The sequence below is a fragment of the Pseudomonas sp. MNR3A genome, assembly GCF_009650575.1.
GTDB lineage: Bacteria > Pseudomonadota > Gammaproteobacteria > Pseudomonadales > Pseudomonadaceae > Aquipseudomonas > Aquipseudomonas machongensis.
Window position 1 is genome coordinate 93,834 of sequence record NZ_VZZS01000003.1, and the last position, 23,818, is coordinate 117,651.

Here is a 23,818-nt window from a genome sequence, read left to right on the forward strand (position 1 = left end):
ACGCCCCGAGGGGCGTTTTTTTGTGCCTGGAATCCCTGCCGCGAACAGGGCAGGACCGGCTCGAGGATCAGCCGCGGGCGTTAGCGATGATCTCGATGTACTCGGGCGCGTTGCGCTGGTCGGCGATCACTTCGGCGAAGGTCTTGCCGTGCTCGTCCTTGCCATCGACATCGTATCCAGCTTCAACGAAGAAGCCGACGAAACGCTCGAAGTCATCGATGCGCAGGCCACGGTAGGCCTTGATCAGCTTGTGGTGCGACGGCGAGGTCAGGCCATCGGCCGGCTCGAACTGAAGGAACGTCTTGATGTAGTCGTCGCTGATCTCGTCACCGATAACCTGCTTCTTGTCTTTACGCATTGCCGACTCCAACTGGGCCATCACGGGCATTTCAAAGGCGGGCAGTGTACCGCTGGCTGCCCATGCGCCTCAACGCGTACGTACGGTTCCAGTGTGCAGGTCGGCCCAGACATGGCCGTTGGCGTAACTGAGGAACTGCACGTACAGCGTCTCGTTGCGCAGCAGGTCCATGATCACCCGGTAATCGGCCTGTGGATAATTCAGCGTCAGGGTACGGGTCTTGTCATCGTAGGTCGGCCGCTTGAGGCTCTTGCCGCCCTCGCCGTCGAAGGTGACCAGCACCTGCGCGATGGTTGCCCCCTTGCTCATGGGCTTGCCCTTCAGGCGCAAGGTCAGGGACGAGGTGATGGGAATCGGCTGCTGGCTGGACTGACGCTGGGCACCGACCACCACCGAGTAATCGGTGACCTGCAGCAGTTGTTGCGACTCGGGTTCTTCCTGGCGCAGCGAGAGGTCATCAGGCGGGAGGAACTGGCTGTGCAAAGGCGCTGCCGACAGCGGCAGGCTCAGCGCCAGCAGAAGGGGAAAGATCGCGCGCATGAAGGGCTCCTTGGCATAGGGGAGCACTCTAGCACGCCTGATCGATCGCTACTGGCAGCGTACGCTCAATCGAACTGCGCGCGCATCCAGGCCTGGTACTGTGCCACCCCGTCCTCACCCTCGCGCGGTGCCCAGTAGGCATGCTCGCCGTCGCCTACCGGGCGGTAGGGGCCGGACTTGCATTCGAACAGGATGCTGTCATCTTCGAGCACCACCAACCCGTGATAGGTGCCAGGCGCCAGGTCGACCCCCAGGCAATCGCCGCCGGCTTCGAGCACGCGCTTGTCGCACACCGCGCCCTGCTCGTCGAAGATCAGCAGCCCCAGACGCCCCTTGAGCACCACCAGCGCCTCGGCCTTGTCATCCTTCAGATGACGGTGCGGCGGAATGTAGGTACTGGTCTGCAAACCGATTGCCATGCGGTGGCAAGGTTCTTCCATCTCGTGAAAGTTGTGGTGCTGGCGGCCGCGCGGATTGGCAGCGGCCTTTTCAGCCAACGCCCCGAACAAGGCCTGATCCATGAAAGACGGCTTGCGCATGATCACATTCCTTTTACGGCGAAGATGCCATTGGCGTTGCGCCAGTAACCCTTGTAGTCCATGCCATAACCGAAGATATAGCGATCGACGCACGGCAGGCCGACGTAGTCAGCCTTCAAGTCCGGGCTGGCCTTGCGGTCGTGGTCCTTGTCGATCAGCACTGCGGTATAAACCGAGCGCGCACCAGCATGCTTGCAGAAGTCGATGATGGCGCTGAGGGTGTGGCCTTCGTCGAGGATGTCGTCGACGATCAGCACGTCACGGTCGATGAAGGAGATTTCCGGCTTGGCCTTCCAGAACAGCTCACCGCCGCTGGTCTGGTTGCGGTAGCGAGTCGCGTGCAGGTACGAGGCCTCCAGCGGGAACTGCAGGTGGGTCAGCAGTTTGCCGGCGAAGATCAGGCCGCCGTTCATCACGCAGAAGACCACGGGGTTCTTGTCGTGCAGGTCTTTGCAGATCTGCTCACCGACCTGGGCGATGGCCGCTTCGACCTGGGCTTCGTTGTACAGGCAATCGGCCTCGTTCATCACTTGGCGGATATGCTCGAGATCGGCGGACATGGCGCTCTCCAGGAGGTGCATTTTGGAAAAGCGGGCAAAGGTACGCATCCGCTCGTCCCAGATCAAGCATTTATGGACTAACGTGCTCAATGACTGCACGACAGCAAGGACTGAATAGATTAACCTAGCGCGGTTTTTTTGCCCGCCTCCCGGAGCCCTCCCCCTATGCCCATTCGTGAGATCCGCCATCCGCTGATCCGCCACAAGCTCGGCCTGATGCGCCGCGCCGATATCAGCACCAAGAACTTTCGCGAACTCGCCCAGGAAGTCGGTGCGCTCCTGACCTACGAAGCCACCCAGGACCTGCCGCTGGAAACCTACGAGATCGACGGCTGGTGCGGCAAGGTCCAGGTCGAGAAAATCGCCGGCAAGAAGATCACCGTAGTGCCGATCCTGCGGGCCGGCATCGGTATGCTCGATGGCGTGCTCAGCCTGGTCCCGGGCGCCAAGGTCAGCGCCGTGGGCGTGGCGCGCAACGAGGAAACCCTCGAGGCGCACACGTACCTGGAAAAACTCGCGCCGGACATCAACCAGCGCCTGGCACTGATCATCGACCCGATGCTCGCCACTGGCGCCTCGATGGTCGCCACCATCGACCTGCTGAAGAAGGCCGGTTGCCGGGAAATCCGCGCCATGGTCCTGGTCGCGGCGCCCGAAGGTATCGAGGTGGTCGAGAAAGCCCATCCGGACGTACAGATCTACACCGCGTCCATCGATCAGCGCCTGAACGAGCACGGTTACATCGTTCCGGGCCTCGGCGATGCCGGCGACAAGATCTTCGGCACCAAGCAGAAGGACGCCTGACCATGCAGGACGGCTTCAACGACCCGCTGTGGCGCCAGGTCGTCTCGGGCGCGCAGATGCTCTTCGTGGCATTCGGCGCGCTGGTGCTCATGCCGCTTATCACGGGCCTGGACCCTAACGTGGCACTGTTCACCGCCGGTATCGGCACCTTGCTGTTCCAGCTGGTCACGGGCCGTCAGGTGCCGGTGTTCCTGGCATCGAGCTTTGCCTTCATCACCCCGATCATCCTCGCCAAGGGCCAGTTCGGCCTGGCCGCGACCATGGGCGGCGTGATGGCAGCAGGCTTCGTCTACACCTTCATGGGCTTGATGGTGAAGATCAAGGGCACGGGGTTCATCGACCGCATGCTGCCTCCGGTGGTCATTGGCCCGGTGATCATCTCCATCGGCCTGGCCATGGCGCCGATCGCCGCCAACATGGCCATGGGCAAGGGTGGCGACGGCGCCGCGCTGATGCCCTACAAGACCGCCATGCTGATCTCCATGCCAGCGTTGCTGACCACCTTGATCGTCGCCGTGTTCGGCAAGGGCATCTTCCGCCTGGTACCGATCATTGCAGGCGTGCTGGTGGGCTTTGCCCTGTCGTTCGCCTTCGGCGTGGTCGACACCGCGAAAATCGCCGCTGCCCCCTGGCTGGAACTGCCCAACTTCACGGCGCCAGAGTTCAACTGGCAGGCGATCCTGTTCATCGTTCCGGTGGCCCTGGCGCCGGCGATCGAGCATATCGGTGGGGTAATCGCGGTCGGCAGCGTGACCGGTCGCGACTACCTGAAAAAGCCCGGCCTGCACCGCACCCTGTTCGGTGACGGCCTGGCCACCACGGCTGCCGGCCTGTTCGGCGGTCCGCCCAACACCACCTACGCCGAAGTGACGGGCGCGGTGATGCTGACCAAGAACTACAACCCGAAGATCATGACCTGGGCTGCGGTGTTCGCGATCACCCTGGCGTTCATCGGCAAGTTCGGCGCGCTGCTGCAGAGCATTCCGGTGCCGGTGATGGGCGGCATCCTCTGTCTGCTGTTCGGCTCGATCGCGGCAGTGGGCATGAACACCATGATCCGCCACAAGATCGACCTCTCCGAGGCGCGCAATCTGGTGATCGTTTCGGTGACCCTGGTGTTCGGTATCGGTGGTGTGCTGATCGGCAGCGGCGACGGCCCGGACGATTGGGGCCTGAAGGGCATCGCCCTGTGCGCCGTGGTCGCCATTGCCCTGAACCTGATCCTGCCGGGCAACGACGGTTGGAAGAACAAGAAGCTGGATGACCAGTTGCCTTGACCAGGCGTTGAACCGAATCGGCCTCTTCGCGGGTTTACCCGCGAAGAGGCCATCACCCACTCAAGCCCTCTCGCACATCTTTGCCAATACCTGCGCCCACTGCGGGTGATCGTTCAGGCACGGCACCAGCACCAGTTCCTCGCCCCCCGCTTCGATGAACTGCTCCTTGCCACGATCGCCGATCTCCTCCAGCGTCTCGATGCAATCGGCAACGAAGGCCGGGCACATCACCAGCAGTTTCTTCACCCCTGCCTTGGCCAGCTCATCAAGCCGCGTTTCGGTATAGGGCTCGATCCACTTGGCCCGTCCCAGCCGCGACTGGAACGAGGCTGACCACTTGCCATCGGGAATTCCTGCCGCCCTGGCGAACGCAGCAGCGCTGGCCAGACACTGCGAGCGATAGCAGACCTTGCGCACCTGGGCACAGGCCTTTTCGCAGCAGTTCGCGCTCTGGAAACAATGGGAGCCGGTCGGGTCAAGCTTCTTCAGATGGCGCTCGGGCAGGCCGTGGAAGCTCAACAGGATGTGATCGTATTCCTGCTCCAGGTATGGGCGCGCGCTGGTGACCAGGGCATCGATGTAATCGGGCTCGTCGTAGAAAGGCTGCAGCACCCGCATGTCGAACGGCAGTTGGCGGTCGGCGACGGTCTGGCGAGCCAACTCCACCACCGTGGTCACGGTGCTGTCGGCGAACTGCGGGTACAACGGCGCCAGGGTCACCTTGCGCACACCCTGCGCAGCAAGACGCTCCAGCACCTCTGGCAGCGCCGGTTGACCATAGCGCATGGCGATTTCCACCGGACCATGCGGCCAATGCGGGGTGATGGCCGCCTGCAGGCGGCGGGTCAGCACCACCAGTGGCGAACCCTCGTCCCACCAGATCGACGCATAGGCGTGGGCGGACTGCTCCGGGCGCTTGATCAGGATCAGCGACACCAGCAAGCGCCGCACCGGCCAAGGCAGGTCGATCACATACGGGTCCATGAGGAACTGGTTGAGGTAGCGGCGCACATCGGCGACCGAGGTGGATGCCGGTGAACCCAGGTTGACCAGCAGCAGGGCATGATCGGTCATGCAGCGTCCTATGTCAGAGGCGGTCGGACAGGTCGTCCAACGCCGATTGCAGATCGTTGAAGCGGAACGTGAAACCTTCGGCCAGCAGGCGCACCGGGCGCGCACGCTGGCCACCCAGCAGCAGGGTCGACAACTCGCCCAGGCCGGCCTTGAGCACCAGCGCCGGCAGCGGCAGCAACGCCGGGCGACGCAGTGCCCGCCCCAGACGCCTGGCGAACTCGCGGTTGCGTACCGGCTCCGGCGCGCAGGCATTATAGGGACCGCTGGCTTGGTTGTGCTGCAAGAGAAAATCAATCAGGCCGATCTGGTCCTCTATATGGACCCACGGCATCCATTGCCGACCGTTGCCGATCGGCCCACCAAGACCCAGCTTGAATGGCAGGCGCAGGCGCGAAAGAAAGCCTCCATCGCTGGCCAGTACCAACCCGGTACGCACCAGCACTACGCGCATGCCGAGGGTTTGCGCACGTTGTGCGGTCTCTTCCCAGGCGATGCACAGCTGACTGGCGAAATCTTCTTTCACCGGCTGCGAGGCCTCGGTCAACTCACGCTCGCCACCATCGCCGTACCAGCCCACAGCCGAGCCCGAAATCAGCAACCCGGGACGCTGCTCGCGGCGCTCCAGCCAGCTCAGCAACTGCTCGGTGAGGGTGACACGACTGGCCCACAACAGTTGCCGGCGTGCCGCCGTCCAGGGTCGATCGGCGATGGGGGCGCCGGCCAGGTTGACCACCGCGTCCAGCGGATCGTCAGCCTCCAGCTCCTCCAGCCGAGCGATGCCGCGCACGCCGCTGCCGCAACGCCTGGGCACCTGGCCAGGCTCACGGCTCCACACCGTCAGGCGATGACCCTGGCTGAGCCAAAACTGGCACAAGCGTCGGCCGATCAACCCAGTACCGCCTGTCAGCAATATATGCATGGCTGTGTCCTCACAAGCTGCGGCCATGGTCTATTTTTAAGATCAAGGCACTTTTTAAACCGATAGCTCTCGGATAAACATAGGCCAACCTGTCCTATCGAGCGGAATAACCTTATACAAAACTTCTGTATTGTACAGGTTTGTCTGACAGCGTAGTCTGCTTAAAGCAAGGTTCGAAGAGGCCATCATGACAGTACCTATTGCCATTATCGGTGCCGGTATCGCCGGTCTGTCCGCCGCCCAGGCCCTGCAGAAGGCCGGACAGAGCGTCCACTTGTTCGACAAGGGCCACGGCAGCGGCGGGCGCATGGCCAGCAAGCGCAGCGTCGCCGGCGCGCTCGACCTCGGCGCCCAGTACTTCACCGCTCGCGACCGACGTTTCGTCGAGCAGGTCCAGCAATGGGTTGCGGCCGGCTGGGTCGCGCAGTGGAAGCCGCGGCTCTACAACTACCGCGACGGTGAACTGACCCCCTCTCCCGACGAACAGACCCGCTGGGTCGGCGTGCCACGCATGAGCGCCATCACCCGCGGCCTGCTCAAGGATGTCACGGTCAACTTCGGGTGCCGTATCGCCGAAGTCTTCCGCGGCAAGCAGTACTGGCATCTGCAGGACACCGAGGGCTGCAGCCATGGCCCGTTCAGCCGGGTGGTGATCGCTGTGCCAGCACCGCAGGCCACGCCCCTGTTGGCGGCCACGCCCAAGCTCGCCGCGGTCGCCGCCGGGGTGCAGATGGAACCCACCTGGGCCATCGCTCTGGGCTTCCAGACACCACTCGACACCCCGATGCAAGGCTGCTTCGTGCAGGACAATCCACTCGACTGGCTGGCACGCAACCGCAGCAAACCCGGCCGCGATGAGCAGCTGGACACTTGGGTGCTGCATGCGACCTCCAGCTGGAGTAGCGAACACCTGGACCTCCCCAGGGAGAAAGTCATCGAGCAGTTGTGGGGCGAGTTCGCCGAACTGGTCGGCTGCGTGGTGCCAGCCCCCACCTTCGCCCTCGCCCACCGCTGGCTCTATGCCCGCCCCGCCGGTAACCATGAATGGGGCACCCTGGCCGACGCCGACCAGGGCCTTTATGCCTGCGGTGACTGGTGCCTGTCGGGACGCGTGGAAGGTGCCTGGCTCAGCGGCCAGGAGGCAGCGCGGCGCTTGCTCGAACACCTTGAGTGAAGTTGTACAAGAAATTTGTCTTGCATAAGTTTTTCGATGTGCTGGAATAGACCTGTACAACATTTTTGCCTTGTACAGGTCTACGGAGGCCACGATGAACTTTCCCCACTCGACAGGCAAACCCCGCATCGCCATCAGCGCCTGCCTGGCCGGGCAGGACGTGCGCTATAACGGCGGACACAAAGCCTCGGACCTGTGCCAGTCCCTTGATGAGCATTTCGACTGGCTGCCGCTGTGTCCGGAAGTTGCCATCGGCCTGGGCATTCCCCGCGACGCCATTCGCCTGGTCGGCGATCCGCAGGCACCGGAAGTGATCAACCCGCGCGATCCCGGTACCGATCTCGCACCACCCCTGCGTGCCTATGGCCAGCAGATGGCCGATGCGCTCGACGACATTTGCGGCTATGTGTTCATGCAGAAGTCGCCGTCCTGCGGGCTCGAGCGGGTCAAGGTCTATCAGGACAATGGCCGTCCCTCCGTGCTGGGCGGGCGCGGCGCCTATGCCCAGGCGTTCTGCGAGCGTCGCCCGGACCTGCCGGTGGAAGAGGAAGGCCGCCTGCACGACCCGGTGCTGCGCGAAAACTTCATCAGCCGCGTCTACGCCTATGCCGACTGGCAGCACCTGCTGGCACAAGGCTTGAGCCGCGGAGCCCTGATTCGTTTCCACTCACGCTATAAATACCTGCTGATGGCCCACAACCCGCAGGCCTACCGCGAACTCGGGCGCCTGCTGGGCAGCATGAGCCGCGACGACGACCCGCTGCAGATCGGCCCGCGCTACTTCAGCCAGCTGATGCAGGCTCTGCGTCGCTGCGCCAGCCGCGGCACCCACAGCAACGTTCTGCAGCACCTGTGCGGCTATCTGCGCGATGCCCTGGACAGCAGCGACAAAGCCGAACTGCAGCGCCTGATCAACCAGTACCAGCAGGGTTGCGTGCCGCTGGTGGTCCCGCTGACCCTGCTCAAGCACCACCTGCGCATTCATCCCGACCCTTATTTGATGCAGCAGGCCTACCTGCAACCGCACCCGGAAAACCTGGGCCTGCGCAATGCACTCTGAAGACAGCTTGCCGATCGGCGAACTGGCCCGACGCACCGGCGTCAACCCTGTCACCTTGCGAGCCTGGGAACGGCGCTACGGCCTGCTGGTGCCGGAGCGCACGCCCAAAGGCCATCGCCTTTACAGCACACTGCATATCGAGAGAGTTCAGGCCATCCTGCAGTGGTTGGAGCGCGGCGCCTCGGTGAGCCAGGTGCGTGATCTGCTCGAAAACCGCGACGAAGCCTCGCCAAGGCTGGAGGGTGACTGGCAAGCTCGCTGCCAGCAACTGATCGAGGCCATTGCCGACCTTGCTCAACGCTCGCTGGACCAGCAGCTCAACCAGGCCATGGCGCTTTATCCCGCCTCGACCCTGTGCGAGCAATTGCTGCTGCCGCTGCTCGAGCGCCTGGAGCAACGCTGGCGCAAGCACTTCGACGCCAGCCTCGAGCAGGCCTTCTTCCACACCTGGCTGCGCAGCAAGCTGGGCGCGCGGGTCTACCACGACAACCATTCGCTCGAGGGGCCGCCCGTGCTGTTGGCCACGACCCTCGACGCCCCCTTCGATGCTCAACTGTGGCTCTGCGCCTGGCTGCTCAGCAGCAGCGGCTTTGCCGTGGAAGTGCTCGAACAACCGGTCGGCTGCAAACAACTGCTGCACGCAATCGCCCGACTTGCCCCCCGCGCCCTGGTGCTGCACCTGGGGCCGCGTATCGACCTCCAAGCACTGGCCCCGCTGCGGGATGTAACGCTGATGAAACTCCTGGGAGGCGCCAGCGTCTTCATTAACGAGGAGCGACTGCGCAGCCTGGAACTTCCGGCGCTGCAGCTCTTCGAGACTCCGCAGGGGGCATTGCGCCTGCTTCAGCAATCACGCTGAACCCGACTGTCAGAGACCCCGAGATGCAATTGATCTGGCTGCGCAGCGACCTGCGCATAAGCGACAACACCGCCCTCTCCACCGCCACCGCACAGGGGCCGACCATTGCCCTGTGGATCGCCAGCCCCGAGCAATGGCAGGCGCACGACGATGCGCCGAGCAAGGTCGACTTCTGGATACGCAACCTGCGCGACCTGCGTCAGGCTCTCGAACGCCTGAATATCCCGCTGCTGATCCGCCATACCGACACCTGGCAACAGGTGCCCGAAACCGTGCTGGAGGTTTGCCGCATGCACAAGGTGCAGACGGTGCACTGGAACGATGAGTACGGCGTCAACGAAAGCCAGCGTGACCAGCGTACCCAGTCTTTGCTGGAGCGCTCCGGCGTGGCCACCCGCACGCACCTGGACCAGCTGTTCTTCCATCCCGGCACCCTGCTGACCAAGGCGGGCAACTACTTCCAGGTCTTCGGCCAGTTTCGCAAGGCTTGCCTGGAACATCTGCATCGCAGCCTGCCAACCCTTGCCCATTCCGTGAAACCACAGGCCCCGCTGGGCATCGCCAGCGACTCGATCCCCAGGCACATCGAAGGCTTCGACACGCCCGCGCAAACTCTGCGCGACCACTGGCCTGCCGGTGAAGACGAGGCTCAGGGCAGGCTGTCGCGCTTCGTCGACGAAACCATCGACGACTACCAGACCCTGCGTGACCTGCCGGCCACGCCCGGCACCAGCCAACTCTCGCCCTACCTTGCCGCCGGCGTAATCTCGCCGCGCCAATGCCTGCACGCCGCACTGTCGAGCAACCGTGGCGAATTCGACAGCGGCAGCCAAGGTGTACGGACCTGGATCGACGAGCTGCTCTGGCGCGAGTTCTACAAGCACATCCTGGTGGGCTATCCTCAGGTCTCGCGCCACCGCCCCTTCCGCGCCCCTACCGAGGCTCTGCCCTGGCGTGATGCGCCCGAGGATCTGGAGGCGTGGGAACAAGGCCGCACCGGTTTCCCGTTGATCGACGCGGCCATGCGCCAGCTGCTGCATACAGGTTGGATGCACAACAGGCTGCGCATGGTGGTAGCCATGTTCCTGAGCAAGAATCTGCTCATCGACTGGCGCAAGGGTGAGCGGCATTTCATGCGACACCTGATCGACGGCGACCTGGCGGCGAACAACGGCGGCTGGCAGTGGAGCGCCTCCACCGGCACCGATTCGGTGCCCTATTTCCGGATCTTCAACCCAGTGACCCAGTCGCAGCGTTTCGATCCAAAAGGACGCTTTATCCGCCATTGGTTACCAGAACTCACCCATCTGGATGACAAACACATTCATTTGCCTGTGAAATCTTCCGGACTATTTGATACAAATGAATACATCAGCCCGATCGTCGATCTGGACAGCAGTCGCCATAGGGCACTGGCGGCATTCAAGGCGCTACCCGCCTCCACCAACTGAAGGACACGGTATTGAGTAGTACGCGCAGGTTCTGGGTGACAGGGGCCAGCAATGGCGTAGGCCTCGCGCTGGTCGAACGGCTGCTCGAAGAGGGTCATCGAGTCGCCGCCAGCGGAAAGAATTGCCAGGAACTCGACACGTTGGCCGAGCTGCACGAGGCACGCTTGCTGCGCCTGCCCGTGCACGTGCACGAGCTGGCCGAGGCGCAGGCGGCGGCCGAGCAATTGCAGTCGCACTGGGGCGCACTGGATGTCTTGATCGTCAATGCCGGCACGTGCGACTACCTGCCAGACAGCCTACCTGCCAACGCGATAATGGAAGCCATCGTCAGCAGCAACCGGCACGCCAGCGAGCATGTCTTGGCCAACGCACTGTCCTTGTTGGCCAGAGGCGACAGGCCACAGGTGATGGCGCTGTTCAGTCGCTATTCGACGCTGCAGCTGTTTGCGCCAGCGCAGAACCCAGCAGGGCACAACAACCTGCCCCAGTGGTTCCGCGAGCAACGCAAGGTCCTCGACGATCTGACGGTGCAGCTTACGGTGGTCGCGCCGCAGTCGCTCAAGGCGCCGGTTAGCAGCAGCATGGCGATACCTGAATCCTGGACGGCGCAGAGCGCAGCAGAGGAGTTGGTGCGCAGGCTCGATCAACCCGAGGCCGAATTGGTGCTCGAAGTGTTGGATCCGACCTTGCTGTGGCCACTGCCCAGGGAAGCCTGAGGTAAATCCGGGGCGCTACACGCCCCGGTGATCCGGGTCAGAGCGCCATTCGATAATGCAGCGAATAGCTCTCGACGCCATCATTTGGCTGCTTGATCCCGGCGTTGGAGTAGTGGATCGCGCGAACCCCGATCTCGTGCCCACCTGCAAAGCGCAGGCCGAAACCGATGCGGTCCTCGAACTGGAACGACGAGCCCAGGTCATTGCTTTCCAGCTTGGTCCGCGAGAATGCCGCCACACCGATCCCCGCCTCGATGTAGGGCTTGACCGAGTCCCCGGCGAACTCGTAAACGAACACCGGCGCGAACGACAGGCTGTGATTGCTTGCTCTCTCGTCGCCATCCCAGAAGGTGTAGGCACCGTCCCAGTACCCAGTAATACGGCCTACGCTGGTCTGCCACCAACTGGCATCCCAGTTCGACTGCAGCCCCAGTCGGTAAACCATGGTGCTGTCGCCGGTCTGCCCCACCGACAACGAGACATCGGCCGCCTGCGCCGATACCGTCTGCCCCAACGCCAACGCGGCAACCACTGCCACTCCAAGCAAATGCCTCATGAGCCCGTCCTTCTTCCTGGTGTTGTTATCAAGTGTCTGCCTGTAAGTCAGGCTCAATGATAGAAATCAGCACTGGGACGATAGTTCAGCTTTGCCGGGGGAAATTTCACATTTTTTTTACAAGTCGAACGCACTGACCTGTTCGACCGAGGCGCCCCACAGAAGCGGGAGGATCTTGTGCAAGTGCTGCGTGTCGCCACTGCTGCAGAATTCGGCCTCACGCGCAGGCCCGTCGGCCAGCAGGTCGCGGGCCAGCAACAGGCGTTGCAACTGACGCGCCACGGCAGCACCGGTATCGATGATCGCCACCTCGGCCGGCACCATGTCGGCCAGCAGCGGGCGCAGGAAGGGATAGTGCGTGCAGCCGAGGATCAGCGTGTCGCAGCCGGCAGCCAGCAGCGGCTGCACGTAGCCGAGCAACATCTGGCGTAGCAGTGGACTGTTCAGGTCACCGGCCTCGATCAGCTCGACCAGCCCAGGGCATGGCTGGGTGACCACCTGCACATCGTTGGCAAAGCGGTCGAGCAAGGCGGCAAATTTTGCACTCTGCAAAGTGCCGGTGGTAGCCAGGACGCCGACCACACCGGAGCGTGTCGCCGCAGCGGCCGGCTTGACCGCAGGCTCCATGCCCACCAACGGCCAATCGGGGTAGCGCTCCCGCAAGTCGGCCACAGCCGCCACGGTCGCGGTATTGCACGCCAGGACCATGGCCTTGGCACCGCGTGCGTGGAAGAACTCGGCGATGCGCCGGCAGCGCTCACGGATGTAGTCGGGGGATTTCTCGCCATAGGGTACGTGGCCGCAATCGGCGACGTAGAGCAGCGACTCGTGGGGCAGCAAGCGCCGAATCTCGGCAAGCACCGACAAGCCACCGACCCCCGAATCCATCACGCCCACCGGCGCCGAGCGATCAGCCATGGCGATCGCCGCACACCGTGCAGGCCGGGTCTCGCTTGACCCGCAGCTCGCGCATGCGCGTGCCGAGGGCATCGATCAGCAACAAGCGGCCCACCAGGGGCTCGCCGAACCCGGCCAGCAGCTTCAGTGCTTCCAAGGCTTGCAAGCTGCCCACCAACCCGACCAGCGGACCGATCACGCCGGCTTCGCTGCAGGTCAGCTCGGCCTCGCTGCCATGGCCATAGAGGCAGTGATAGCAAGGGCTGTAGTCGCGCCGGGGGTCGAACACCGACAACTGCCCCTCCAGGCGAATGGCCGCGCCGCTCACCAACGGTTTGCCAGCAGCCACGCATGCGGCGTTGACCGACTCGCGAGTGGCGAAGTTGTCGGAGCAGTCCAGCACCAGGTCCACCGCCGCCACCGCCGCCGCAAGCGAGTCGTCGTCCAGGGCATGGCGATGGGCGACCAGGGTGACCTCCGGATTGATCGCCTGCAGACGCTGCAACGCCGAGTCGACCTTGGTCATGCCGACGCTGTCGCTGTCATGGAGGACCTGGCGTTGCAGGTTGGTCAGGTCGACCGTGTCGAAGTCGGCCAGGTGCAACTCGCCCACGCCAGCAGCCGCCAGGTAGAGCGCGACGGGCGACCCCAGGCCACCGAGCCCGACCACCAGGGCCTTGCTCTGCTTGAGCCGCAACTGGCCGTCGATATCCACCTGCGACAGCAGGATCTGCCGGCTGTAGCGCAACAGTTCCTGGTCACTCAGCATGGCAGGCGCCCCAGGGAAATACGCTCATGCCCACCCAGGTCGCGGCGGCTGTCCACCTCGATGAAACCGCTACCAACCAACAGGTCACGCACTGCGCCAGCCTGGTCGTAGCCATGCTCGAGCAACAACCAGCCGCCGGGCAACAGGTGCTGCGGCGCCTGGGCGATGATCAGGCGCAGATCGTCAAGGCCATCGGGGCCGGCCACCAGCGCACTGCTGGGCTCGAAACGCACATCGCCCTCGCTCAAGTGCGGATCTTCGGCGGCAATGTAGGGCGGGTTGCTGAGGATCAGGTCGAAACGCTCGTCGGCCAGGGCGTCGAACCAGTGACTACTGCGCACCTGAACATTCATCAGGTGCAGGCGCGCGCGGTTGCGCTCGGCCAGGGCCACGGCCTCGTCGATGCGATCGACTGCCGTCACCTGCCAGGCCGGGCACTCGCTCGCCAGGGCCAGGGCGATGGCGCCGCTGCCGGTGCCAAGGTCAAGCACCCGGGCAGGTTTGGCAGGCACCCGTTCGAGCGCGGTTTCCACCAGCAACTCGGTGTCTGGTCGAGGAATCAGGGTGTGCGGCGCGACTTCAAGGTCAAGCTTCCAGAAGCCCTGCTGACCGAGAATGTACGCCACCGGCTCACCTGCGCGACGGCGTTCGAGAAAGGCCGCGAAGGCCTGCGCCGCCTCGCTGCTGACGATACGCTCGGGCCAGGTGTGCAGGTAGCTGCGCGACTTGCCCAAGGCAGCGGACAGCAACAACTCGGCGTCCAGGCGCTCGGTGGGCGAATCGGGCAATTGCGCATTGCGCAGCAGGCTGGCGATGATGGTCATCAGTCCCCCAGGGCGGCCAGTTGATCGGCCTGGTATTCGGCCAGCAAGGGTTCGATCACCGCATCCACGCCACCAGCGAGTACATCGTCGAGGGAGTAGAGCGTCAGGTTGATGCGATGGTCGGTGACCCGACCCTGCGGGTAGTTGTAGGTGCGGATGCGCTCGGAGCGGTCGCCCGAGCCCACCAACAGCTTGCGCTCGCTGGCAATCGCATTCTGCGCGGCGCTGGTCTGCATGTCGTTGAGCTTGGCCGACAGCCACGACATGGCGCGGGCGCGGTTCTTGTGCTGGGAACGTTCTTCCTGGCACTCGACGACGATGCCGGTCGGCAAGTGGGTGATGCGGATCGCCGAATCGGTCTTGTTCACATGCTGACCACCCGCACCCGAGGCGCGATAAGTGTCGACGCGCAGGTCGGCCGGATTGATCTCGATCGCGGCCTGCTCGTCAGGCTCGGCCAGCACCGCCACCGTGCAGGCGGACGTGTGGATGCGGCCTTGCGATTCGGTTTCCGGCACGCGCTGCACCCGGTGCGCCCCGGACTCGAACTTGAGCTTGCCGTATACGCTGTCGCCCTCGACGCGGGCGATGATTTCCTTGTAGCCGCCGTGTTCACCCTCGTTCTCGGAGAGAATCTCCAGGCGCCAGCCACGTTTCTCGGCGTAGCGCGAGTACATGCGGAACAGATCGCCGGAAAAGATCGCAGCCTCGTCGCCGCCGGTGCCGGCACGGATCTCGAGAAACACGTTGCGCCCGTCGTTGGGGTCCTTGGGCAGCAGCATGCGCTGAAGCTGCGACTCCAGGACGACGAGTTGCTCCTTGGCTTCGCGCACTTCCTCCACGGCCATCTCACGCAGGTCCGGGTCGCTGTCCTTGAGCAGCGCCTGGGCGCCCTCCAGATCCTCCTGGACCTTGCACCACTCCTTATAGGCGACGAACACCGGCTCGACTTCGGCATATTCACGGGAATAGGCGCGGAAACGGGTCTGGTCGGAAATGACTTCGGCATCACCCAGCAGGGCGGTGAGTTCTTCGAAGCGGTCCTGGAGGATGTCCAGTTTTTTCAGCAGCGACGCTTTCATTGCGTGGGTTTGTCCGTCGAGCCCTCGTGGAGGGCAAAGAGTTCCTGGGCCATGGCCAGCGCATCGACGCGGCCTTCGGCAGAGAGCTTTTTAAGTTGCACGCTGGGCGCGTGCAACAGCTTGTTGGTCAGGCCGCGCGCCAGCTGGGCGAGTACTTCTTCGGGGTTACCGCCGTTGGCCAGCAGGCGCTGGGCTTTTTGCAGTTCCTCATCGCGCAACCGCTCGCTCTGCTGGCGGTAGGCCTTGAGCACGTCCACCGCAGCCAGCTCGCGCAGGCGCGCCATGAAATCATCGGCACCGAGATTGACCAGCTCTTCGGCGGCCTGTGCTGCACCCTGGCGGCTCTTGAGGTTTTCGGCGACGACTTCGTGCAGGTCGTCGACCGTATAAAGATAGACGTCGTCCAGCTCGCCCACCTGCGGCTCGATGTCCCGCGGCACAGCGATGTCGACCATGAAGATCGGCTTGTGCCGGCGCTGCTTCAGCGCGCTCTCGACCGCGCCCTTGCCGAGAATCGGCAACTGGCTGGCGGTGGAACTGATGACGATGTCACTGTTGGCCAGTTCCTGCGGGATGTCCGCCAACAGCACGGCATGGGCACCGAACTGCTCGGCGAGGATACTGGCGCGTTCGAGCGTGCGGTTGGCGACGACGATCCGCTTGACCCCCTGCTCATGCAAGTGGCGGGCGACCAGGGTGATGGTTTCGCCGGCACCGATCAGCAGGGCCTGGCTGCGGCCCAGGTCGGCGAAGATCTGCTTGGCCAGGCTGACGGCGGCGAAGGCGACCGAGACCGGGTTCTCACCGATGGCGGTGTCAGTGCGCACCTGCTTGGCGGCACTGAAGGTGGCCTGGAACAGACGCCCGAGCAACGGGCCGATGGTGCCGGCCTCACGGGCCACTGCGTAGGCCGATTTCATCTGGCCGAGGATCTGGGGCTCGCCCAGCACCAGCGAGTCGAGCCCGGAGGCGACACGCATCATGTGTTTGACCGCATCGTGCTCTTCGTGAACGTAGGCACTGGCACGCAGCTCGTCGAGGCTCAGGCGGTGGTAGGCGGCCAGCCATTGCAGCACGGCGTCGGCGCTGAGCTGGTCCTGCTCTATATAGAGCTCACTGCGGTTGCAGGTCGACAGGATCGCCGCCTCGCGGCTGGCGGTCAGTCGGCAGAGCTGCTGCAGGGCATCGACCAGCTGCTCGGGCGTAAACGCCACGCGCTCGCGTACGTCTACCGAGGCAGTCTTGTGGTTGATACCGAGGGCGAGAAAGGCCATGCAAGGTCGCTGGTTGGGACGGGAAGCCGATAATTGTCCTACTTCGCAGGATTCAGGACAACCACCGTTCGCTATTGTCGTGATGAGCCTGGGCTATCGTGAGGCCTGCAGGCATGGCCCGAACCCGGCCAGGCATCTGCCGCAAACACTTGTGACAGTCGGCCTGGCCCCGAACATCACGCGCTCAGCGCGGTCACACACTTCGCGGGTGGGTTTGCCCCCGCGCTTGTGTCATCATGCTCCGACCGCCGGTTAGTCCACCAAAGCCTCTATGAACAGACCCTACGCATTGCTGCTTGCCTTCGCCCTGCTCCAGGGCTGCCAGAGCCTGATCCCGCACAAGAGCGAGGATCAGCAAGCTGTTGCCGAAGCCGACAAGCCCGAGGCGAAAACCCCTGTGGTGTATGGATCGTTCAAACAGGACACGCTCTACAGCCTGCTGGTGGCTGAACTTGCCGGCCAGCGCAACCGCTTCGACATTGCCCTGGCCAACTATGTCGACCAGGCACAGAAAACCCAGGACCCGGCCGTCTCCGAGCGTGCCTACCGCATCGCCGAGTACCTCGGGGCCGATGAACCGGCCCTCGACACCGCGCTGATCTGGGCCCGCAACGACCCGCAGAACCTCGACGCCCAGCGCGCCGCGGCGATCCAGCTGGCCCGCTCCGGCCGCTACGACGACGCCATGGCCTACATGGAGAAAGTGCTCCAGGGCCAGGGCGATACCCACTTCGACTTCCTCGCCCTGTCTGCCGCCGAAACCGACCAGAGCACCCGCGACGGGCTGATGCAAAGCTTCGACCGCCTGCTGGTCAAGTACCCGGACAACAGCCAACTGGTCTTCGGCAAGGCCCTGCTGCTCAACCAGGACGGCAAGACCGAACAGGCACTCGAACTGCTCGAAAGCCATCCGCCACGCAATGGCGAAGTCGCGCCGATCCTGCTGCGCGCGCGCCTGCTCCAGGCCCTGGACCGTGGCGGCGAAGCACTGCCACTGCTGCGCGGGGCGATTCGCGACAATCCGGACGACAAGCGCCTGCGCATCACGTATGCCCGCACGCTGGTCGAACAGGACCGCATCACCGACGCCAAGGCCGAGTTCGAAAGCCTGCTGCAACAGTACCCGGATGACGACGAACTGCGTTATTCGCTGGCGCTGGTGAGCATGGAGAACAAGAACTGGGACGAGGCCGAAGGCTACCTGCAAGAGATGGTCGAGCGCGACAGCAACGTCGACGCCGCGCACCTGAACCTCGGGCGCATTCGCGAAGAACGCGGCCTCCCGGCAGCGGCCCTGCGCGAATACGCGCTGGTCGGCCCAGGCCCGGACTACCTGGCCGCGCAATTGCGCCAAGCCGATATCCTGATCGCCAACGGCCGCAGCGCCGAGGCCTCGCGCCACCTGGCCGAAGCCCGCGAAGCACAGCCCGACTATGCGATCCAGCTCTACCTCATCGAGGCCGAAACCCTGGGCAACAATGGCAAGGAAGCCCAGGCCGACCAGGTACTGCAGCAGGCCATCAAGCGTTACCCCGACGATCTCAACCTGCTCTACACCCGCGCCATGCTGGCTGAAAAGCGCGACGACCTGCCGCAGATGGAAAAAGACCTGCGCGCCATCATCGCCCGCGAACCGGAAAACGCGATGGCCCTCAACGCCCTGGGCTACACCCTGGCCGACCGCACCACACGCTATGGCGAAGCAAAAGCACTGATCGACAAAGCCCACCAGCTCACCCCGGACGATCCAGCAGTGCTCGACAGCCTGGGCTGGGTCAATTATCGCCTGGGCAACCTGGACGAGGCCGAGCGCCTGTTGCGCCAGGCGCTCGAGCGCTTCCCCGACCATGAAGTCGCCGCCCACCTCGGCGAGGTGCTGTGGGCCAACGGCAAGCGCCGCGAAGCGCGCCAGGTCTGGGCCAAGGCCTTCGCCGAACAACCCGACAGCCCTATCCTGCGCAAGACCGTCCTGCGCCTGACCGGATCCGAGAACCTTTAAATCATGCGTTTGCGTCATCTCATCACCTTCACCCTGATCGCCCTGCTCACCGGCTGCGCCGGTTTCGGCACCCGTGAAGCCGTCCAAGGCAAGGGCAGCCCGCAACAGTGGCGCGAGCACAAGCAACAGCTGAGCACCCTCGACGGCTGGCAGATCAACGGCAAGGTCGGCATCCGCGCCCCGCGTGACTCGGGCAGCGGCACGCTGTTCTGGCTGCAGCGCCAGGACTACTACGACATTCGCCTGGCTGGGCCCCTGGGTCGCGGCGCCGCACGCCTGACCGGCCGCCCCGGCGGCGTGGTGCTGGAAGTGGCCAATCAGGGCCGTTACGAGGCAGCGACCCCCGAAGCCATGCTCGAAGAGCAGCTCGGTTGGCGCCTGCCGGTATCGCATCTGGTCTGGTGGGTGCGCGGTCTTCCGGCCCCGGACAGCAAGAGCCAACTGACCCTCGACGGCGACAGCCGCCTGGCCCGCCTCACCCAGGACGGCTGGGAAGTCGAATACCTGAGCTACATCGAACAGAACGGCTACTGGCTGCCCGAGCGCCTGAAGCTGCACGGCGAAAACCTCGACGTCACCCTGGTGGTCAAGGACTGGCAACCCCGCCAGCTGGGACACTGATCCGATGCAAAGGCTCACCCTGCCCGCCCCGGCCAAGCTCAACCTGTGGCTGCACATTACCGGCCGACGCGACGACGGCTATCACGAGCTGGAAACCGTGTTTCAGTTCCTCGACCACGCCGACCAGCTGAGCTTCGAGCTGCGTGACGATGGCCTGATCCGCCTGAACACCGAGATCGCCGATGTCCCCCACGACAGCAACCTGATCGTGCGCGCAGCGCGCAAGCTGCAGGAACAGTCCGGCGCACAGCTGGGTGTCGACATCTGGCTCGACAAGGTCCTGCCCATGGGCGGCGGTATCGGTGGCGGCAGTTCCGATGCGGCCACTACCCTGCTCGCCCTGGATCATCTGTGGCAGCTCGACTGGCCGGTCGACCGCCTGGCTGCGCTGGGGCTGACACTGGGGGCCGATGTGCCGGTGTTCGTACGTGGTCATGCCGCCTTCGCCCAAGGCGTGGGCGAACAGCTGACCCCGGTCGATCCGGAAGAACCCTGGTATGTCGTGCTGGTGCCGCAAGTGTCTGTCAGCACAGCGGAAATTTTTTCGCATCCAGAGTTGACACGTGATTCCCTCCCCCTTAAGATGCGCCCCGTTCCCGAGGGAAACAGTCGAAATGACTGCCAACCGGTGGTAGAGCAACGTTATCCAGAAGTTCGCAATGCGCTGAATTCGCTGGGTAAATTTACGGAAGCTCGAATGACCGGCACTGGAAGTTGCGTGTTTGGGGCCTTCCCAAGCAAAGCCGAAGCTGATAGAGTTCTGGCCCTTCTTTCAGAGACCCAAGCAGGGTTTGTGGCAAAAGGAAGCAATGTTTCGATGTTGCATCGCAAGCTGCAAAGTCTGATCAAGAAGTCGAGCGCATAAGCGTTCGCAGCAACAGATACAGGGGCGTCGCCAAGCGGTAAGGCAGCAGGTTTTGATCCTGCCATGCGTTGGTTCGAATCCAGCCGCCCCTGCCATTTTCCTTATACTCATCCAGGTTACCCTCAGCCTTCAGGTACTGCGCGTGTCCAAGATGATGGTCTTCACGGGGAATGCCAACCCCGATCTGGCTCGGCGTGTCGTACGTCAGCTGCATATCCCACTGGGTGATGTTTCTGTCGGTAAATTCTCCGACGGCGAAATCAGCACTGAGATTAATGAAAACGTCCGCGGTAAAGACGTCTTTATCATTCAGCCGACCTGCGCTCCGACCAACGATAATCTGATGGAACTGGTAGTGATGGCCGACGCCTTCCGCCGCTCCTCAGCTTCCCGAATCACCGCCGTGATTCCTTACTTCGGATACGCCCGCCAGGATCGCCGTCCGCGTTCGGCACGTGTAGCCATCAGCGCCAAAGTCGTCGCTGACATGCTCACTGTCGTGGGTATCGACCGTGTTCTCACCGTCGACCTGCACGCTGACCAGATCCAGGGTTTCTTCGATATTCCTGTCGACAACATCTACGGTTCGCCCGTACTGGTCGACGATATCGAAGACCAGCGTTTCGATAATCTCATGATCGTCTCCCCCGACATCGGTGGTGTGGTGCGTGCACGCGCCGTCGCCAAGTCGCTGGGTGTCGACCTGGGTATCATCGACAAACGCCGCGAGAAAGCGAACCACTCCGAGGTGATGCATATCATCGGCGACGTCGAAGGGCGCACCTGCATCCTGGTAGACGACATGGTCGACACCGCCGGCACCCTGTGCCACGCGGCCAAGGCCCTGAAAGACCACGGCGCTGCCAAGGTCTACGCCTATTGCACTCACCCGGTTCTGTCGGGTCGTGCGATCGAGAACATCGAGAAGTCGGTGCTCGACGAGCTGGTGGTGACCAACACCATCCCGCTGTCCGCCGCTGCTCAAGCCTGTGACCGTATCCGCCAACTGGATATAGCACCGGTAGTCGCTGAAGCGGTCCGCCGCATCAGCAACGAAGAATCGATCAGCGCGATGTTCCGCTAAGCGGAACGCACGCTGACGAAAAGCGCCCCGCCCCGGCATCGATGTCGGGGCGGGGCTTTTTTGCCATCCCCGTCCGGCGCTGGTCGCAAACGCCCTCGGGGGGCTATTTTGGAGAAACAAAATGACTGATTTCACCCTGAACGCCCAAGCGCGTACTGACCTGGGGAAAGGTGCGAGCCGCCGCCTGCGTCACTCGCTGAACATCCCTGCCGTTGTCTACGGTGGTAACAAGGACGCCGAGTCCCTGACCATCCTGGCCAAGGAAATCACCAAGCTGTTCGAAAACGAAGCTGCCTTCAGCCACGTTCTGGAACTGAACGTCGACGGCAAGAAGCAGAACGTCATCGTCAAGGCCCTGCAGCGCCACCCGGCCAAAGGCTTCATCATGCACGCCGACTTCGTTCGCGTCGTTGCTGGCCAGAAGCTGACCGCCAAGGTTCCGGTTCACTTCGTTGGTGAAGAAGCCCCGGTCAAGAAAGGCGGCGAGATCTCCCACGTAGAATCCGAGATCGAAGTTTCCTGCGAAGCCAAGGACCTGCCTGAGTTCATCGAAGTCGACCTGTCCAAGGCCGAAATCGGCACCATCATCCACCTGTCGGACCTGAAAGCTCCGAAAGGCGTAGAGTTCGTCGCTCTGGCCCACGGTGATGACAAAGCCGTTGCCAACGTTCACGCTCCACGCGTGTCCGCTGAAGCTGCTGAAGAAGGCGCTGCCGAGTAATCCACTCGCACGCCGGCGTTGATCGGGTTACAGTGCCGCGCGCACCGTAACCCACCAACTCCAAGGAAAGAGCCCCTGACGTGACCGCCATCCAGTTGATCGTCGGCCTGGGTAACCCCGGCCCCGAATACGAACAGACCCGGCATAACGCAGGGGCTCTTTTCGTTGAACGCATTGCCAGCGCCCAGCGCGTTTCGCTGTCCGCTGACAAAAAGTATTTTGGCCTGACGGCTAAGTTCAGCCATCAGGGCAACGATGTTCGCCTGCTGATTCCCACCACCTACATGAACCGCAGCGGCCAGTCCGTGGCGGCATTGGCCAATTTCTTCCGTATCAAGCCGGAAGCGATCCTGGTGGCACATGACGAACTCGACCTGCCTCCCGGCGTCGCCAAGCTCAAGCGTGGCGGCGGGCATGGCGGGCATAACGGCCTGCGCGACATCATCGCGCAGCTCGGTAACCAGAACGACTTCCACCGCCTGCGGCTTGGCATTGGCCACCCGGGCGACGCCAAACTGGTCTCCAACTTCGTCCTGGGCCGCGCGCCGCGCGCCGAGCAGGAGAAGCTCGACGCCAGCATCGATTTTGCCCTCGGCGTGCTGCCGGACGTGCTGGCCGGCGACTTCGCCAAGGCCATGCGCGAACTGCACAGCCAGAAGGCCTGACTTTCTAGAAAGGGGAATTCCCATGGGTTTCAATTGCGGCATCGTCGGCCTGCCCAACGTCGGCAAGTCCACCCTGTTCAACGCCCTGACCAAATCCGGTATCGCGGCGGAGAACTTCCCCTTCTGCACCATCGAGCCGAACAGCGGCATCGTGCCAATGCCCGACGCACGCCTGGCGGCGCTGGCCGAGATCGTCAAGCCGAACCGCATCCTGCCGACCACCATGGAATTCGTCGACATCGCGGGCTTGGTCGCCGGCGCCTCCAAGGGTGAAGGCCTGGGCAACAAGTTCCTCGCCAACATCCGCGAGACCGACGCCATCGCCCACGTGGTGCGCTGCTTCGAAGACGAGAACGTGATCCACGTCTCCAACAGCGTCGACCCCAAGCGCGACATCGAGATCATCGACCTCGAACTGATCTTCGCCGACCTCGACAGCTGCGAAAAGCAACTGCAGAAGGTCGCTCGCAACGCCAAGGGCGGCGACAAGGAGGCCCTGGCACAGAAGGCCTTGCTGGAAAAGCTGATCCCGCACTTCACCGAAGGCAAGCCTGCGCGCAGCCTGATGAAGCACATGGCTGACGATGAAAAGGCCGCGATCCGTGGCTTCCACCTGCTGACCAGCAAGCCGGTCATGTACATCGCCAACGTTGCCGAGGACGGCTTCGACAACAACCCGCACCTGGACGTGGTGAAAGCCATCGCCGAGGAAGAAGGCGCGGTCGTGGTGCCGGTGTGCAACAAGATCGAAGCGGAGATTGCCGAGCTGGAAGACGGTGAGGAGAAGGACATGTTCCTCGAGGCCCTGGGCCTTGAAGAGCCTGGCCTGAACCGCGTGATCCGCGCCGGCTACGAGCTGCTCAACCTGCAGACCTACTTCACCGCCGGTGTACAGGAAGTCCGCGCCTGGACCGTCCGCGTTGGCGCCACCGCCCCGCAAGCGGCCGGTGTCATCCACACCGACTTCGAGAAGGGCTTCATCCGCGCCGAAGTGGTCGCCTATGACGACTTCATCCAGTTCAAGGGTGAAAGCGGAGCCAAGGAAGCCGGCAAGTGGCGCCTGGAAGGCAAGGACTACATCGTCAAGGACGGCGATGTGATGCACTTCCGCTTCAACGTCTGATCGCGCT

At 63.4% G+C, this 23,818-nt stretch carries 26 protein-coding genes and 1 tRNA gene; 15 read left to right on the forward strand and 12 right to left on the reverse strand.

Features of this window, described 5'->3' with window-relative positions:
* Nucleotides 1-67 precede the first annotated feature (67 nt).
* From F6X62_RS02250 to F6X62_RS02265, 4 genes are all read right to left on the reverse strand, one after another.
* Nucleotides 68-358, reverse strand: a complete 291-nt coding sequence (locus tag F6X62_RS02250) for a PA4642 family protein (RefSeq protein ID WP_054894593.1) — start codon at nucleotides 356-358, stop codon at nucleotides 68-70.
* 69 nt (nucleotides 359-427) lie between these two features.
* Nucleotides 428-898 carry a hypothetical protein gene (locus tag F6X62_RS02255; protein WP_054894594.1) on the reverse strand — a complete coding sequence of 157 codons (471 nt, stop codon included), beginning with the start codon at nucleotides 896-898 and terminating at the stop codon, nucleotides 428-430.
* 65 nt (nucleotides 899-963) lie between these two features.
* Nucleotides 964-1,437 (reverse strand): WbuC family cupin fold metalloprotein, encoded by a 474-nt coding sequence (locus F6X62_RS02260; protein ID WP_153772574.1) that lies wholly within the window; start codon nucleotides 1,435-1,437, stop codon nucleotides 964-966.
* Nucleotides 1,438-1,439: 2 nt separating this feature from the next.
* Nucleotides 1,440-1,997 (reverse strand): hypoxanthine-guanine phosphoribosyltransferase, encoded by a 558-nt coding sequence (locus F6X62_RS02265; protein WP_054894596.1) that lies wholly within the window; start codon nucleotides 1,995-1,997, stop codon nucleotides 1,440-1,442.
* Between the two features lie 165 nt (nucleotides 1,998-2,162).
* Between F6X62_RS02265 and upp the strand changes: the two genes are divergently transcribed.
* Both upp and F6X62_RS02275 read left to right on the forward strand, forming a co-directional pair.
* On the forward strand, nucleotides 2,163-2,801 hold the full coding sequence (upp, locus tag F6X62_RS02270; protein WP_063542927.1) for a uracil phosphoribosyltransferase: 639 nt from the start codon (nucleotides 2,163-2,165) through the stop codon (nucleotides 2,799-2,801).
* A 2-nt stretch (nucleotides 2,802-2,803) separates the two neighbouring features.
* The gene (locus F6X62_RS02275) at nucleotides 2,804-4,078 is read left to right on the forward strand and encodes a uracil-xanthine permease family protein (RefSeq protein WP_054894598.1); all 1,275 of its coding nucleotides are present in this window, start codon (nucleotides 2,804-2,806) and stop codon (nucleotides 4,076-4,078) included.
* A gap of 60 nt (nucleotides 4,079-4,138) precedes the next feature.
* Here F6X62_RS02275 and hemH read toward each other — a convergent pair whose 3' ends face one another.
* Together hemH and F6X62_RS02285 are read right to left on the reverse strand one after the other, a co-directional pair.
* On the reverse strand, nucleotides 4,139-5,152 hold the full coding sequence (gene hemH / locus F6X62_RS02280; RefSeq protein WP_153772575.1) for a ferrochelatase: 1,014 nt from the start codon (nucleotides 5,150-5,152) through the stop codon (nucleotides 4,139-4,141).
* A gap of 13 nt (nucleotides 5,153-5,165) precedes the next feature.
* Nucleotides 5,166-6,071 carry a TIGR01777 family oxidoreductase gene (locus tag F6X62_RS02285; RefSeq protein ID WP_153772576.1) on the reverse strand — a complete coding sequence of 302 codons (906 nt, stop codon included), beginning with the start codon at nucleotides 6,069-6,071 and terminating at the stop codon, nucleotides 5,166-5,168.
* A 187-nt stretch (nucleotides 6,072-6,258) separates the two neighbouring features.
* Between F6X62_RS02285 and F6X62_RS02290 the strand changes: the two genes are divergently transcribed.
* The 5 genes from F6X62_RS02290 to F6X62_RS02310 all read left to right on the forward strand — a co-directional run bounded on the left by F6X62_RS02290 (nucleotide 6,259) and on the right by F6X62_RS02310 (nucleotide 11,331).
* Nucleotides 6,259-7,245 carry an NAD(P)/FAD-dependent oxidoreductase gene (locus tag F6X62_RS02290; RefSeq protein ID WP_153772577.1) on the forward strand — a complete coding sequence of 329 codons (987 nt, stop codon included), beginning with the start codon at nucleotides 6,259-6,261 and terminating at the stop codon, nucleotides 7,243-7,245.
* A gap of 94 nt (nucleotides 7,246-7,339) precedes the next feature.
* Nucleotides 7,340-8,305: a DUF523 and DUF1722 domain-containing protein gene (locus tag F6X62_RS02295; protein WP_153772578.1), complete on the forward strand. Its 966-nt coding sequence runs from the start codon at nucleotides 7,340-7,342 to the stop codon at nucleotides 8,303-8,305.
* Complete coding sequence (locus tag F6X62_RS02300) at nucleotides 8,295-9,164, forward strand: MerR family transcriptional regulator (protein ID WP_153772579.1); 870 nt, start codon at nucleotides 8,295-8,297, stop codon at nucleotides 9,162-9,164. The genes F6X62_RS02295 and F6X62_RS02300 overlap by 11 nt, the downstream gene beginning before the upstream one ends.
* Before the next feature lie 23 nt (nucleotides 9,165-9,187).
* Complete coding sequence (gene phrB, locus F6X62_RS02305; protein WP_153772580.1) at nucleotides 9,188-10,615, forward strand: deoxyribodipyrimidine photo-lyase; 1,428 nt, start codon at nucleotides 9,188-9,190, stop codon at nucleotides 10,613-10,615.
* A gap of 11 nt (nucleotides 10,616-10,626) precedes the next feature.
* A complete protein-coding gene (locus F6X62_RS02310; RefSeq protein ID WP_153772581.1) occupies nucleotides 10,627-11,331 on the forward strand; it encodes an SDR family NAD(P)-dependent oxidoreductase in 705 nt (234 codons plus the stop codon).
* 37 nt (nucleotides 11,332-11,368) lie between these two features.
* Here the strand turns inward: F6X62_RS02310 and F6X62_RS02315 are convergent, their stop codons facing one another.
* The 6 genes from F6X62_RS02315 to hemA all read right to left on the reverse strand — a co-directional run bounded on the left by F6X62_RS02315 (nucleotide 11,369) and on the right by hemA (nucleotide 16,733).
* Nucleotides 11,369-11,887, reverse strand: a complete 519-nt coding sequence (locus tag F6X62_RS02315; protein WP_054894606.1) for an acyloxyacyl hydrolase — start codon at nucleotides 11,885-11,887, stop codon at nucleotides 11,369-11,371.
* A 117-nt stretch (nucleotides 11,888-12,004) separates the two neighbouring features.
* On the reverse strand, nucleotides 12,005-12,805 hold the full coding sequence (murI, locus tag F6X62_RS02320) for a glutamate racemase (RefSeq protein ID WP_054894607.1): 801 nt from the start codon (nucleotides 12,803-12,805) through the stop codon (nucleotides 12,005-12,007).
* Complete coding sequence (locus tag F6X62_RS02325; RefSeq protein ID WP_054894608.1) at nucleotides 12,798-13,553, reverse strand: molybdopterin-synthase adenylyltransferase MoeB; 756 nt, start codon at nucleotides 13,551-13,553, stop codon at nucleotides 12,798-12,800. The genes murI and F6X62_RS02325 overlap by 8 nt, the downstream gene beginning before the upstream one ends.
* On the reverse strand, nucleotides 13,547-14,377 hold the full coding sequence (gene prmC, locus F6X62_RS02330) for a peptide chain release factor N(5)-glutamine methyltransferase (protein WP_112897334.1): 831 nt from the start codon (nucleotides 14,375-14,377) through the stop codon (nucleotides 13,547-13,549). Before prmC ends, F6X62_RS02325 begins: the two co-directional genes overlap by 7 nt.
* Complete coding sequence (gene prfA / locus F6X62_RS02335) at nucleotides 14,377-15,459, reverse strand: peptide chain release factor 1 (protein WP_054894610.1); 1,083 nt, start codon at nucleotides 15,457-15,459, stop codon at nucleotides 14,377-14,379. The genes prmC and prfA overlap by 1 nt, the downstream gene beginning before the upstream one ends.
* Complete coding sequence (gene hemA / locus F6X62_RS02340; protein WP_063542909.1) at nucleotides 15,456-16,733, reverse strand: glutamyl-tRNA reductase; 1,278 nt, start codon at nucleotides 16,731-16,733, stop codon at nucleotides 15,456-15,458. Before hemA ends, prfA begins: the two co-directional genes overlap by 4 nt.
* Before the next feature lie 271 nt (nucleotides 16,734-17,004).
* Here hemA and F6X62_RS02345 point away from each other — a divergent pair, with 271 nt between their 5' ends.
* The 8 genes from F6X62_RS02345 (at nucleotide 17,005) to ychF (ending at nucleotide 23,811) form a co-directional block, all read left to right on the forward strand.
* On the forward strand, nucleotides 17,005-18,732 hold the full coding sequence (locus F6X62_RS02345) for a tetratricopeptide repeat protein (protein ID WP_153772582.1): 1,728 nt from the start codon (nucleotides 17,005-17,007) through the stop codon (nucleotides 18,730-18,732).
* Nucleotides 18,733-18,735: 3 nt separating this feature from the next.
* Entirely contained in the window at nucleotides 18,736-19,353 is a 618-nt protein-coding gene (gene lolB, locus F6X62_RS02350) for a lipoprotein insertase outer membrane protein LolB (protein WP_153772583.1), read from the forward strand.
* A 4-nt stretch (nucleotides 19,354-19,357) separates the two neighbouring features.
* Complete coding sequence (ispE, locus tag F6X62_RS02355; protein ID WP_153772584.1) at nucleotides 19,358-20,218, forward strand: 4-(cytidine 5'-diphospho)-2-C-methyl-D-erythritol kinase; 861 nt, start codon at nucleotides 19,358-19,360, stop codon at nucleotides 20,216-20,218.
* A gap of 20 nt (nucleotides 20,219-20,238) precedes the next feature.
* Nucleotides 20,239-20,313 (forward strand) — tRNA-Gln (locus tag F6X62_RS02360).
* A 47-nt stretch (nucleotides 20,314-20,360) separates the two neighbouring features.
* Entirely contained in the window at nucleotides 20,361-21,302 is a 942-nt protein-coding gene (locus F6X62_RS02365; protein ID WP_029614333.1) for a ribose-phosphate pyrophosphokinase, read from the forward strand.
* Between the two features lie 121 nt (nucleotides 21,303-21,423).
* A complete protein-coding gene (locus tag F6X62_RS02370) occupies nucleotides 21,424-22,023 on the forward strand; it encodes a 50S ribosomal protein L25/general stress protein Ctc (RefSeq protein WP_054894615.1) in 600 nt (199 codons plus the stop codon).
* A gap of 80 nt (nucleotides 22,024-22,103) precedes the next feature.
* A complete protein-coding gene (gene pth, locus F6X62_RS02375) occupies nucleotides 22,104-22,688 on the forward strand; it encodes an aminoacyl-tRNA hydrolase (protein WP_054894616.1) in 585 nt (194 codons plus the stop codon).
* Between the two features lie 22 nt (nucleotides 22,689-22,710).
* Nucleotides 22,711-23,811: a redox-regulated ATPase YchF gene (ychF, locus tag F6X62_RS02380; protein ID WP_054894617.1), complete on the forward strand. Its 1,101-nt coding sequence runs from the start codon at nucleotides 22,711-22,713 to the stop codon at nucleotides 23,809-23,811.
* Nucleotides 23,812-23,818: the final 7 nt, after the last annotated feature.